The 12,616-nt window shown below is 30.2% G+C and carries 11 protein-coding genes; 6 read left to right on the plus strand and 5 right to left on the minus strand.

Features of this window, described 5'->3' with window-relative positions; genetic code table 11:
- Positions 1-60 precede the first annotated feature (60 nt).
- Genes mutS through DEFDS_RS11015 form a run of 5 tightly spaced genes read left to right on the plus strand, consistent with a single transcriptional unit; the run spans position 61 to position 6,517 of the window.
- Positions 61-2,616: a DNA mismatch repair protein MutS gene (mutS, locus tag DEFDS_RS10995; RefSeq protein WP_013008864.1), complete on the plus strand. Its 2,556-nt coding sequence runs from the start codon at positions 61-63 to the stop codon at positions 2,614-2,616.
- Positions 2,609-3,124, plus strand: coding sequence for a hypothetical protein (locus DEFDS_RS11000; RefSeq protein ID WP_013008865.1), 516 nt, complete (start codon positions 2,609-2,611; stop codon positions 3,122-3,124). Before mutS ends, DEFDS_RS11000 begins: the two co-directional genes overlap by 8 nt.
- Positions 3,121-3,792 carry a 23S rRNA (guanosine(2251)-2'-O)-methyltransferase RlmB gene (gene rlmB, locus DEFDS_RS11005; RefSeq protein WP_013008866.1) on the plus strand — a complete coding sequence of 224 codons (672 nt, stop codon included), beginning with the start codon at positions 3,121-3,123 and terminating at the stop codon, positions 3,790-3,792. The genes DEFDS_RS11000 and rlmB overlap by 4 nt, the downstream gene beginning before the upstream one ends.
- 3 nt (positions 3,793-3,795) lie before the next feature.
- Positions 3,796-5,547 carry a hypothetical protein gene (locus tag DEFDS_RS11010; RefSeq protein ID WP_013008867.1) on the plus strand — a complete coding sequence of 584 codons (1,752 nt, stop codon included), beginning with the start codon at positions 3,796-3,798 and terminating at the stop codon, positions 5,545-5,547.
- Entirely contained in the window at positions 5,540-6,517 is a 978-nt protein-coding gene (locus tag DEFDS_RS11015) for an ADP-ribosylglycohydrolase family protein (RefSeq protein ID WP_013008868.1), read from the plus strand. Before DEFDS_RS11010 ends, DEFDS_RS11015 begins: the two co-directional genes overlap by 8 nt.
- Here the strand turns inward: DEFDS_RS11015 and DEFDS_RS11020 are convergent.
- The 5 genes from DEFDS_RS11020 to ilvA are packed head-to-tail and all read right to left on the minus strand — an operon-like array spanning position 6,491 to position 11,725.
- Entirely contained in the window at positions 6,491-7,246 is a 756-nt protein-coding gene (locus DEFDS_RS11020; protein WP_013008869.1) for an ABC transporter permease, read from the minus strand. The two genes, DEFDS_RS11015 and DEFDS_RS11020, sit on opposite strands and share 27 nt — an antisense overlap.
- Positions 7,236-8,225, minus strand: a complete 990-nt coding sequence (locus tag DEFDS_RS11025) for an ABC transporter ATP-binding protein (RefSeq protein ID WP_013008870.1) — start codon at positions 8,223-8,225, stop codon at positions 7,236-7,238. Before DEFDS_RS11025 ends, DEFDS_RS11020 begins: the two co-directional genes overlap by 11 nt.
- Positions 8,226-8,228: 3 nt before the next feature.
- Positions 8,229-9,191 (minus strand): tungstate ABC transporter substrate-binding protein WtpA, encoded by a 963-nt coding sequence (wtpA, locus tag DEFDS_RS11030; RefSeq protein WP_013008871.1) that lies wholly within the window; start codon positions 9,189-9,191, stop codon positions 8,229-8,231.
- 10 nt (positions 9,192-9,201) lie between these two features.
- Positions 9,202-10,533: a chromosomal replication initiator protein DnaA gene (gene dnaA, locus DEFDS_RS11035; RefSeq protein WP_013008872.1), complete on the minus strand. Its 1,332-nt coding sequence runs from the start codon at positions 10,531-10,533 to the stop codon at positions 9,202-9,204.
- A complete protein-coding gene (gene ilvA / locus DEFDS_RS11040) occupies positions 10,526-11,725 on the minus strand; it encodes a threonine ammonia-lyase (protein WP_013008873.1) in 1,200 nt (399 codons plus the stop codon). Before ilvA ends, dnaA begins: the two co-directional genes overlap by 8 nt.
- A 59-nt stretch (positions 11,726-11,784) precedes the next feature.
- On the opposite strand from ilvA, the gene DEFDS_RS11045 reads away from it, so the two are divergent.
- Positions 11,785-12,534 carry an SDR family oxidoreductase gene (locus DEFDS_RS11045; protein WP_013008874.1) on the plus strand — a complete coding sequence of 250 codons (750 nt, stop codon included), beginning with the start codon at positions 11,785-11,787 and terminating at the stop codon, positions 12,532-12,534.
- Positions 12,535-12,616 lie beyond the last annotated feature (82 nt).

The following is a 12,616-nucleotide window of genomic DNA, read 5'->3' on the forward strand; positions in this document are numbered from 1 at the left end:
CTATTTCTCAATCATGTATATATTTAATAAATTACAAACTTGGGAGAAAATCCGCTAATTATGGTATCAAAAGAAGCAAAATTAACCCCCATGATGAAACAATATTATGAGGTAAAAGAAAAATACCCTGACTGTATAATTTTCTTTAGAATGGGGGATTTTTATGAGATGTTTGATGATGATGCCATTGATGCATCAAAAATACTTGGTATTGCACTAACATCTAGAAATAAAAATGATGATAACCCTATCCCCATGTGTGGCGTGCCATACCACTCTTATCAGACCTATCTTGACAAACTCATATCTGCTGGGAAAAAAGTAGCAATCTGCGAACAGCTTGAAGACCCAGCTACAGCTAAAGGTATTGTAAAAAGAGGAGTTATAAGAGTTGTTACACCTGCAACAGTAATAGAAGAAGAGTCCATAAAAAGTGCTGACTTTAATTTTCTTTTATCGTTTTACTATACAAACAATACATATTTTATAGCACTAATTGATACTTCTACAGGAGACCTTTTCATATCTGAAACAAAAAATATCTTCTCAGTGATTGATAAATGGGATCCAAAAGAGATTATAGGAAATAAAGACTTGAATATAAAAAATGTAAATTTTCAGCTTTTAAACTACTCCACTTTTGAAAAAACCGTTAAAATGACAATTTTTGACCATTTTAATATACAAAGTTTTACTTCCATAGGCATAGACAACACAAATAACGCTATACCGATCTATTTTGCATTAAAGTATCTTGACTCACTCCTACTTGATGTCACCTTAAAAAAACCTGTTTATCTCAATCTAAACGATGAGCTATATTTGGATTCAATCGCTGTAAATACGCTTGAATTAGTAAAAAATCAAAGAGATGGCTCAGTTAAAAACACACTATTTCAAGTTTTAAACTTTTGTAAAACTGCTCTTGGAGAAAGATTATTAAAATTCACACTTTTAAGACCTTTGCGTGATTTAAACAAAATCAAATACAGACAAAATGTCGTTGAAGCATTTATCTTTGATCAAGAGTTAAAAAACAACATTCAAAATCTTTTGAAAAATGTATATGATATAGAAAGAATTGCATCTAGACTTTCTGCAAAAAGAGCAAATGCTAGAGATCTTGTCTGGTTAAAAAATTCCATAAAGGTACTACCAGAAATAAAAGCTTATCTTATAAATTCTAACGATCCTATTTTGAAAGAGTTTGGTGAACAGTTTGATAATTTAGAGGATATTTATGAACTAATTGATAAATCTATTGTAGATGACCCACCTTTGCAAATAACGGCTGGTGGTATTATTAAAACTGGTTTTAATAACCATATAGATGAGCTCAAAAAAGTAAAAGATGACAGCACAACACTGTTAGCAAGAATAGAGCAAAAAGAGCGTGAAAAGACTGGAATTACAAATTTAAAGGTCAAATACAACAAAGTATTTGGATATTATATTGAAGTATCAAAATCTCATTTATCAAAAGTACCTGATTATTTCATCAGGAAACAAACCCTCGTAAATGCAGAAAGATTCATAACTGATGAGCTAAAAGAGCTCGAAGTAAAAATTTTAGAAGCGGAATCGAAGCTCACAGAACTTGAATATCAACAATTTATCGAAATAAGAGAAAAAGTTGAAAAAGAGATAGAAAGAATAAGAAGTCAGGCTAATAAGATTGCACTACTTGATATGTTGTTATCCTTTTCAGAAGCAGCTATAAGATACGAATACACCAAACCACATATTAATGATAGCAATGAAATAAAAATCATAGAAGGCAGGCACCCTGTAATTGAGCAAACAATGAATGAACCATTTGTACCAAATGACATATTTATAAATACCGAAAAGGATAGATTACTTATTATTACTGGCCCAAATATGGCTGGTAAAAGTACATATTTACGTATGACTGCTCTAATTACAATACTTGCACACACAGGATCATTTGTCCCAGCAAAAGAAGCTAATATAGGGTTAGTGGATAGGATTTTTACAAGGATTGGTGCTAGCGACAACCTTGCAAAAGGGGAATCCACTTTTATGGTAGAAATGGTGGAAACCGCAAATATTTTAAACAATGCCACTGAAAAGTCACTTATAATCTTGGATGAAATAGGAAGAGGGACATCTACTTATGATGGTCTATCAATTGCCTGGGCTGTAGCTGAATACATCTCAAAATATATAAAAGCAAAAACACTTTTTGCCACACACTATCACGAGCTAACAGATATTGCATTAACCACTTACGGTGTAAAAAATTACACAATAGAGGTTAGAGAGTGGAACGATGAAGTTATTTTTCTAAGAAAAATAATTCCAGGCTCTGCTGATAGAAGCTATGGAATTCATGTGGCAAAATTAGCTGGCCTTCCCGAAGAAGTTATAAATCGAGCAAATGAAATATTAGCCACATTGGAAAAAAATGAATTTTCTATAGACGGTTCCCCAAAACTTGCCAAAAAAAGTGAAGTGGTTATTAGAGAACCTGTGCTAATCTTTGAAGATCATCCTGTTATTGAAGAGCTAAGAAATATAGATATCAATAATATGACACCACTTGAAGCATTAAATACACTTGCAAAACTAAAAGGGATGCTAGAAGATGCATAAATATGCGGTATTGAAATATCTGTTTTCGCACCCTTTATTTTTAGCAAATTTTATAATAGCATATTTACCAGAATGGTTATTTTTTATTCTATATCTAAAAAATAAAATAAACTTAAAACAGCTGATTTTTCTAATATTAGTTAGAATTTTTGCAAAATGTTATATAGAATCAAAACCTCTATCAAAAAATGCTACAATAGAATTTTTCAAAAAAGTTCTTTCATCATTTTTTTCGGCTGTTTTTTCATTATTAGCTCTGTTACTGATTTTTACTCTTGCAATCCTTGCAAAATATAAGCTTATGATTTTAACAATAATTATTTTTATAACCTTTATACTGCTAAAAAGTGAAATCAGCATCTCTCAAGGATTAAAAATCTTTTTAATAAATCTTGTATGGATACTACCTTTATTAAATCCAAACGAAATAGTTTTAACCCTATCAATTTTAATATTTTTAACACTATCAGTTATACATTATTCTAAAAAAATGGAGATAGCTATATGATAATTTATGGTAAAAACCCGGTAAAAGAAGCTTTAAAAAGTAAAAAGGTTAGAAAGGTTTTTTTCAGAGAACAGAAAATATTTGATGTAGGTAATACCCCTTTTGAAATAGTAAGCAAATCAGAATTTGATAAAAAGTTTTCTAAACATGCTCAATCGGTAGCTGCTGAAGTCGATTTTAGGTATTACGATTTTGATGAGGTTTATGAAGATATTGTATTAGAAGAAAATGTAGCAGTTCTCGATAAAATTCAGGATCCGCAAAATTTTGGGGCAATTGTTAGAGCAGGGCACTGCTTTGGTATCAACTATTTCATAATACCAAAACATGGTAGCTCTTCTGTAACCCCTGCTGTTTTTAAGGCCAGTGCAGGAAGTATCATTTATTCAAAAATTGTAAAAGTGACAAATATTGCAAAAACACTTGATAAACTCCTTGATGCTGGTTTTTTCATTACAGCAGCTGATATAAATGGGAAAAAAGAGCTCTCAGAAATCAAAACAACCAAGAGAAACTGTATTATCTTAGGCTCAGAAGGGGAAGGAATTAGATCAAATGTTTTAAAAAGAGCGCACATAACTTTTAAAATAGAAATGACAGGGAAAATAGACTCATTAAATGTTTCACAATCAGCTGCAATCACTTTTTATCACTTTTTTAAAGGGTAAAATATGGCAATCAAAGAAGCTTTAATCAGAAACGGTTTTTATGAAGCTGAAAAAGAAAGTAAAGAATATTTTTATATAAAAAATAGCTATGACGATAACTTTGGTTACATCTCCGTTTATAGCGAAGATTTTTTCACCGTTTTAATAAAAGGCACATTCAAAAACTTTATTTTAAAGGTTAAAAACAGTGGTGCCCTTGATAAAAATGCATATATGAAAATAGCTGAAGCCGTAACGTCCTTTGAACGGGAAATAGATGAACACTTAGAAATAAAGGTTTTTTTTGAAGATAACAAATTATATTTGTTAGATTTTAAAGTATTACCAAAATCTAAATACCTTTTTGATAGAAGGAAAAACACCTCTTTTACCCCTTTAACAAATGTGGAATATTCCCTTTTCCATGATAGTTTGATTAAGGGGAAAACTTTGTATCTAAACGGTTTCTTTAATAATATTTTTCCAGAAACTTTATCCCCTTTTTCTGCAAGTTTATTTAAAACTTTTGAAGAAGTTTTAAACCCATTTTTCGCTGAAAATGACATAAAAACGTTATCACCATCTATAAAGCATATTTTTAATAAACCATATATCAACCTGGATGCTATTAATCTTGCCTATTTTACACTGAAAAGTAATGAGCACTTCTTCCTTTTAAATTTTGCTCCACACCTTTATCTAAAGCTTAAAAAAGTAAAATTTAAAGATGTGAATTTAGACATCTTAAGAGAAAAATCTATTGAAGAATTTTTTAAAGATATTGATGAAAATATTAATAAACTCACTTATGAAACCCTACTTGAAAATCTATTTATTATTGCTGCCAATATGTTTGCAGTTTTTGCTGTATTTTTCTTCAAATTCACTAACCATTTTTTACAGATTTATAACAAAGTAGAAAATTTAGATGTTGCACTAAAATTGATATATCTTACAAAAAATAACTCCCTTCTAAAAAAAGAATTAGGGTTATATCCATTTTTTGATTTTAATATACAAAAAATAAAAGTATTGCCATTTGAATATGATGTAGAAAAAATAGAGGTTCTAATAAAAAACATACTGCCAAAAAGTAAATATATCCTTGGCAAAAATAAAATTATTAAAAACACCAAAGAAATACATAATCTTTTGGAAATAAGAGATAAGCTGATAATAAAGGCAAATGAAGCATTTGACAAAATAAAATCTATTATTAATGAAAAAATAAATGAGCTCTGCTCAGAAAATAAACTAAGGGAAAATCTCGATATTCGATTTCTTGAGATAAACAGTTTAAATGACTTAATAAACGATAACTACTTTGCAAACTATATCTTTAATTACACATTTAAAAAATGGCAATATGAACGGTTTTCTTTACAAATTACCCCAACAGAAATCTTCGAAGAGGATATACAAGAAACTCAAAAAATTATATCAAACTTCTTTGAAAAAAATAGGGATAAACAAGAATTTAAACCACTAATATTTTTTGAAAAAGAGAGAAAAGGGAATTTAACACACATAAACAGCTTAGAAAAAGTTGAAAAAGGGGGATTTTGTTATTCAAAAGGTGTATCCTTACCTATGCTAAAAAATATCAATGATTATGACTGCGTAATCGTTGAATCTGCACCACTTTTTTCATATCTTATAGAATATGCAACAATTTTTGATAAAACTGTTATTACAGGGCTAAAAAATGTACCTTTAATATTAAAAGGGAAAAAATTGCATCTAAAAGATGGTATATTAAGGGTTTTAGATGAGTGATTTCAAAGAGCATTGTGATAAAGTATCAGATTGTATGCAAAAAACAGAAACTCAGTCAGTCTTTAACGAGCTTGAAAAAACAAAGAAAGACAAAATTGCTGGGATGATAGCTGGAAATATAATTGGGGATATGCTTGGAATTACGCAAGAAGGGTGTTTCCCTACAATAAAACCATACCCTCCCATAAAATTAGAAGGGGAATATCAAAAAAATATCATAGGTGGTGGTCATCTAAATTTAAATGCAGGTGATTGGAGTGATGACACATCTATGCTAATAGCTCTTGCCACATCCTTAGATGAAAAAAGGGTTGTGGATGAAAACAGTGAAAGGAAGCATTATCTCAAATGGTTTTATAATGGTGAATATTCTTCTACAAATACAGCAATTGGGATTGGTAAAACCACTTATAAAGCATTAAAAACTGGAAAACCTCAAAAAGATAGATTATCAAATGGCAATGGTGCTTTAATGCGCTCAAGTATCATTACAGCTTATTATCTTGATAAAACCGATAAAGAGTTAATAGAAGATTCAGCAAAGTCTGCTTCTGTAACCCATGGACATCCAATAGCGCTATTTACAAACAGTATATATAACCTTTTATTAAAATATCTCATTTTAAATTACCCACTTGAAGAAGCTTTAGAAAAAGTAAAAAATACATTTTACGATATAATAGAAGATATAAACCCAATCTTTGAAGAACCTGATATTTATACAACAACCCCCTATTGCGTAACAACATTACAAACTGCTATCTGGCTAAATATGGAATCAAAAAATTTTGAAGAAGCTGTTTTAAAAGCAATAAATATTGGAGGAGATACTGACACAATCGGTGCAGTAACAGGAGCAATTGCTGGAGCAATTTACGGTTTTGAATCAATCCCAAAAAGGTTTAAAAAATACCTGTTTAAACCTCCACTTACAAAATACACATCAATTATGAAATTTTTTATTGTTTAAATATCTGATAATTAGAAAAATCATAATAGATAATAAAATCATAGCTGCTGCAACAGGTGCAGAATATTTAAGACCAAAATTATTAAATCTATCATAAATCAGTACAGGAGCCACCATTGGATGATAAGCAATAATTACAACAGCTCCAAACTCACCTAGCCCTCTTGCCCACATCATTAGCATACCATTGACAATATCCCTTCTTGCATTTGGTAAAACCACCCTTAAAAAGGCTGAAAACCAGTTTGCACCAAGAGTTCTGGCCACATATTCATACTTTACATCCACTTTTTTAAAACCCTCTTTTGCTCCATTTATGAGATATGGGGCTGATAAAAACATCATGGCAAATATAATTCCAATTTCACTATCAATCAGCTGTAGTTTTAAAAAACCGCTATTAAAAGCTAGCAAAATAGCAATTCCAGCTGCAGTGTGTGGTATCATTGTGGGGAGATCTATTATTGCCTCTACAACTGATTTGCCAAAAAAGTTGTTTCTGGCAATCAAATATGCAAGAGGAACCCCAGTAAAAAATACAAATATCGTTGCAAATAAAGAAACCTTGAATGTTAGTAGGATAGAATCGATAACCTCTTTATCTTTCAAAGTTTGTAAAATATTTGTAAGCCCATTTGAATAAAAAAGTTTTAAAATGGGAAAGAGTAAGAAAAATATAATCACTCCACTTAAAAAAATAAATAAACCTTTTCCAAAACTATTTTTCATCTAAATCTCTCAATATTGAGATTTTTTTACTATCAAAACTCAAAGTTACTTTATCGCCTACCTTTAACCCTTTTTCATTATAAGAATTACCCTTTTTAATCATCACCATTATACCATCACAATCCACATAAATTTTTTTATGATCAACAAAATAAACAATATCTTTAATTAAACCTTCTATTTTTATTTTATTATTACTGTTTTCATAATTGATATTTATCTCTGTTGGGTCAACAGTAAAGAATGATTTATTTTTTTCTCCAATCAAACTTAGCGGCAAGATATTTTTAAATCCTAAAAACTTTGCTGTTTCTATATGCTTTGGTCTATTTAAGATAGTTTTTACATCACCTGTTTCAATAATCTTGCCACTTTTAATTATAGCTATTCTATTTGCAAGATAAGCTGCCTCTCTAAAATTGTGTGTAACATGTATGATTGTTATACCATATAGAGGGATAATCTTTTTTAAGTAATCCATTATTTCATAACGAAATGTTGGATCTATAGCGCTTAAAGGTTCATCTAACAGTAAAATTTTAGGCTCTGACATCAAAGCCCTTGCCAAAGCTACTCTCTGCTTTTCCCCACCACTTAAGGTATTAATATTCTTGTTTACTAAGTTTTCTAATTTTAGAAAATTAACTAGCTCTTTAAACCTGTTATCAGTTTTATTCTTTTTGTATTTTGTGGAAAATAAAATATTTTCCTTTACATTTAAGTTTGGAAAAAGTGCGTAATCTTGATAAACAAAGCCTACCCCTCTTTTCTCAGGTGGTAAAAAGGTAATATCTTTTTCATTATGAAAAATTTTTCCTGAAACTGTTTTATGAAAACCTGCAATAGTTTCTAAAAGAGTAGTTTTGCCACTACCAGTTTCACCCAATAAAACAAAATATTCTTTATCACCTATTTCTAAATAGTTGATACATAAGCTAAAGCTATCTCTTTTTACTTTTAGATTTTCTATTTTTAGCATATTCTATTCATTTTGTAAAATAGATGAATCTCCAGTAATTACAGGTGGATCAATTACATTTTGGCCATTTTTTATTAAAATATCTTTCCCTTCTTTTGATAATAAAAATTTAATAAACTCTACAGCTCCCTTTTTGTTAACAGGCAAAAGATTTTCATGCTCAACAATAGTAATGCCATAAATCATGGGCTCCCCTTTCTTTAAAATAAAAGAACCAGGTGTTTTTCCTGTTATTTTAAAACTTACTTTGGAATAATATTCTTTAAACTTATTATCCCCCAATGAAATCTCCTTTGGAAGCTCTATATATTTTAAGCCATGCTGAATTGCTACTGACTTGTAGATAAAGAGATAATCTATAACTCCAGCTTCTAATAAACTTAATAAATCAGTCTCTTTAGGCCTTACGATTATCTTTCGTTTATTCTCCTCTCCATTTTCATAAAAATTGCCATATCCAAAAAGTTTATCGAAAAACTTATTTATATTATAAAACTTTTCCGCAAGTTTTACTACAAGCATAGTCCTGTAGCCGCATGGATCTAAATTTGGATTAGAATGCCCAACTATCACATCTTTATTTAAAAGTATTTCTGGCCAATTAGTTGAATTAATAACATCGCTCTTTTTAGATTTTTCTGTGTAAGCTATAGCCATCTCATTTGTAGCAAAATGAATATTAAATTTTGCATATTCAGGGATTAACAGGTTATCTATTACTTTATAATCTGCACTTGCAACTATATCAGCTGGTTTGTGAAGTTCAGCCACTTTTCTTGCACAAAGCCTGCTTCCTGCTGCTTCCCTTATAACATCATACTGAGGGTATTTTTCTTCAAACCTCTTTTCAAGTTCAGCAAAAGGTTTACTGAGACTTCCTGCATGGAAGATAATAATCTTTTCTTTAGCAAAAAGCGTTAAACTCAAAAAGATAACAAAAAATGATATTTTGATAACAAATCTCATTTAAACCTTCTTAATTATAAAGACTTTTTTCGAGAATTTTAATAGTTTCCTGCAACTCTTTATCTTTTTTTAACTTTTTTTCAATACTGTTAATGGAATGTAAAACTGTTGAGTGATCCCTACCTCCAAAAATTTCACCAATTTCGCTTAAAGAACAGTTGAGTTTTTCTCTCATTAAATACATCGCTATCTGTCTTGGATAGGCAATACTTTTTGTTCTTTTTTTAGATTTAAGCTCAGATAATTTTACATTAAAATATTCCGTAACCACTTTTAGAATTGTATCAAATGTTATTATCTTATCCTTTTTAATCAAAAACCTATCAAGAGTTTTTTTTGCAAGCTCAATAGTGATAGGCTCCCCGTTAAAAGATGAATATGCTGATAATCTAATTAATGCACCTATAAGTTCTCGGACATTGTCACTTTTAAGATTTTCTGCTATAAATAGTGCCACCTTTTCATTTAAATCTATATTCATTAATTCTGCCCTTTTCATCAAAATAGCAGTTTTTTCTTCAACAGATGGTGGCTGAATATCAGCAATTAATCCCCAAGCAAACCTCGTTGTCAGCCTTTCTTCCATCTCAGGGATTTCTGCTGGTGTTTTATCAGAAGTCAAAATTATCTGCTTTTGAGAGTCATAAAGAGAATTAAAAGTATAGAAAAACTCCTCTGTACTTCTCTGTTTTCCAGCTAAAAACTGAACATCATCAAAAAGTAAAACATCAACTTTTCTATATTTTTCTCTAAATTCATCCATCTTTTTAGATTTTAGTGCAGAAATCATCTCATTAGTAAAATTTTCACTTGATATATAAAGAACTCTTAATTTAGGAAACTTTTCAAGCAATCTATTCCCTACAGCATGCATCAAATGTGTTTTACCTAGACCAACACCACCATATATAAAAAGTGGATTATAAGTATGAAAATATCCATCTGCCACTGCCATACAAGCAGCATGAGCAAAATTGTTTGAATTACCCACAACAAAATTATCAAAAGTATACTGCTTATTAAGATTAGTTGTATAGACATCAATAGTAACAGAAGATGAAACAGTTTGTGCTGTATGTTTTTTCTGTTTTGTTGACGATTTAGTAACAACCTGTATGGTTTGTGCTTCTATTGATAATGTTTCATTGAATATCTTTTTTACCACATTCAAATATTTTTCTTCAAACCAATTTTTATAAAGTCTATTTGGTGCAATCAATTGAATAAAATCTCCACGTAACTCACCTACTTTAATAGGCTTTAGCCAAGTATTAACCTCTTGCTCAGAAATATGATTTTTTGCTTCTTTTAAAACTTCTTCCCAGATTTTATCGCTACCCATTTATTTTTGCCTCAAAACCTTTCCTGTTTAATTCTGATATTATTTTCTCAATATGTTCAAACCCTTTTGTTTCAAGATCTAAAATAACTTTTGTGTAATTTACTGGTAAGTTTGCATCAAACCTGTGATGCTTGATATCAAGGATATTTGCCTGCAACTTTGCAACTACAGATGTAACTGTTGCCAGTGAGCCTGGCATATCTTTTACATTAACAATTATCTGACAAAATCTGCCAGTAGTTACCATCCCTTTATTTATAATTCTAGAAATTAGATTTACATCGATATTTCCACCAGAGATAACCACCGCAGTTTTCTTATTCTTCACATCAATCTTATTTTGAAGAATTGCTGCAATACCAACAGCTCCTGCACCTTCAACAACTAGCTTTGATTGCTCTATTAACTGTAAAATAGCGTAAGCAATCTCATCATCAGTAACAGTCAAAACATCATCCATATAATTTTCACAAAATTCAAATGTCTTATCACCAACTCTTTTGACAGCTATCCCTTCAGCAATAGTTGCAGAAGAGCTCAATGTAACAACCCTCTTTCTTAAGTGTGAATAATACATGCCAGCTGCATTATCAGCTTGAATACCAAAAACCTTTATTTCTGGCTTGACATGCTTAAAATAAGAAGCGATACCTGATATTAATCCCCCACCACCAATTGGAACCAAAACCTGATCAATATCTATACCTTCCATATATATTTCATGAGCTATTGTTCCTTGACCTGCAATAACATCTAAATCGTCAAAAGGATGTATAAGATACAAACCTTCATTTTCAGCTATTTCAATAGCTTTATTATAAGCTTCATCATAGTTTTTCCCATGTAAAACGACTTTTGCACCATATTTTGATGTATTAACGACCTTTATTAAAGGAGTAATTTCAGGCATAACTATTGTTGCATTAATCCCTATTAATTTAGCGCCAAACGCAACACCCTGAGCGTGATTGCCAGCTGATGCTGCAATTACCCCCTTTTCACATTTATATTTATTTTTCAACATACAATTTAGAGCGCCTCTTATCTTAAAAGAACCCGTTCTTTGAAGGTTTTCAAGTTTTAAATAAATATCCCCACCTTTTAATTCACTAAAAATATTTGAATAGTAAAGAGGGATATTCTTTATATAATTTTTTATTCTATCATAAGCGTTGATTATTTCTGTGTACATAATATATTTTTATACATGATGAGAAATAATAGTCAATTAAATTTGAGGAGAGAAATGTTATGAATAAAAAAGCATTAGTTACATCAGGTAGTAAAGGGCTTGGAAAAGCTGTAGTAGACAAACTTGTGGAAAATGGGATAAAAACTTTTTGGACAACATCTAAAAATTTAAAATATGATAATAATGACAACAGTTTAAGCATACCAATAAAATGTGATATATTTAATAAAGATGATGTTGAAAACTTGTTGAATATTATTAAAAAAGAAAAGTTTGATTTATTAGTTATAAATTCTCCTGGTCCAAAGGCAGGCAATGTATTCGAAATAACCGAAAACGATTGGAAATCTCATTTTGATTCCGTATTTTTAAATCCTGTAAAAATTATGGAAGAAGCTGCTAAGTTTATGATGGATAAAAAGTTTGGTAGAATATTAGTTATTACAAGTGTATCTGTAAAAAAACCTATTGATAATCTTCTCTTATCAAACTGCTTGCGAGCAGCTCTCACAAGTTATGTTAAAGCATTAGCAAAAAAGTTGGCTCCTTTTAACGTTACTGTAAATACTATAGCACCTGGTTACACTTTAACAGAAAGGGTTGATTATTTAATAAAAGAAAAAATGAAAACAATGAATAAAAGTTATGAAGAGATGTACCAAGAATTAGCTTCTCAAATACCTGCAAACAGAATTGCTGATGTCAAAGAATTTTCGAGTGCTGCATATTTCTTATTATCAGACGAAGCTTCTTATATAACGGGTACAACATTAACAGTAGATGGCGGTTTCACTGATTACCCTTTTTAGTTGAAAACAGTGTTTATACTATAGTTAATAATCGGTACACAACTATTAAACATTTTTTATATGTTAATAAGTGGATACTTTT

The sequence above is a fragment of the Deferribacter desulfuricans SSM1 genome, from assembly GCF_000010985.1.
Taxonomy (GTDB): domain Bacteria; phylum Chrysiogenota; class Deferribacteres; order Deferribacterales; family Deferribacteraceae; genus Deferribacter; species Deferribacter desulfuricans.

What these genes read in the sequence shown, in the direction of transcription:
- DEFDS_RS11025 (WP_013008870.1), bottom strand. Translation starts at nt 8,225, where the DNA reads ATGCTAAAAATAGAAAATCTAAAAGTAAAAAGAGATAGCTTTAGCTTA.
- dnaA (WP_013008872.1), bottom strand. Translation starts at nt 10,533, where the DNA reads ATGGGTAGCGATAAAATCTGGGAAGAAGTTTTAAAAGAAGCAAAAAAT.
- DEFDS_RS11020 (WP_013008869.1), bottom strand. Translation starts at nt 7,246, where the DNA reads ATGAAAAATAGTTTTGGAAAAGGTTTATTTATTTTTTTAAGTGGAGTG.
- ilvA (WP_013008873.1), bottom strand. Translation starts at nt 11,725, where the DNA reads ATGTACACAGAAATAATCAACGCTTATGATAGAATAAAAAATTATATA.
- DEFDS_RS11045 (WP_013008874.1), top strand. Translation starts at nt 11,785, where the DNA reads ATGAATAAAAAAGCATTAGTTACATCAGGTAGTAAAGGGCTTGGAAAA.
- wtpA (WP_013008871.1), bottom strand. Translation starts at nt 9,191, where the DNA reads ATGAGATTTGTTATCAAAATATCATTTTTTGTTATCTTTTTGAGTTTA.
- mutS (WP_013008864.1), top strand. Translation starts at nt 61, where the DNA reads ATGGTATCAAAAGAAGCAAAATTAACCCCCATGATGAAACAATATTAT.
- DEFDS_RS11000 (WP_013008865.1), top strand. Translation starts at nt 2,609, where the DNA reads ATGCATAAATATGCGGTATTGAAATATCTGTTTTCGCACCCTTTATTT.
- DEFDS_RS11010 (WP_013008867.1), top strand. Translation starts at nt 3,796, where the DNA reads ATGGCAATCAAAGAAGCTTTAATCAGAAACGGTTTTTATGAAGCTGAA.
- rlmB (WP_013008866.1), top strand. Translation starts at nt 3,121, where the DNA reads ATGATAATTTATGGTAAAAACCCGGTAAAAGAAGCTTTAAAAAGTAAA.
- DEFDS_RS11015 (WP_013008868.1), top strand. Translation starts at nt 5,540, where the DNA reads ATGAGTGATTTCAAAGAGCATTGTGATAAAGTATCAGATTGTATGCAA.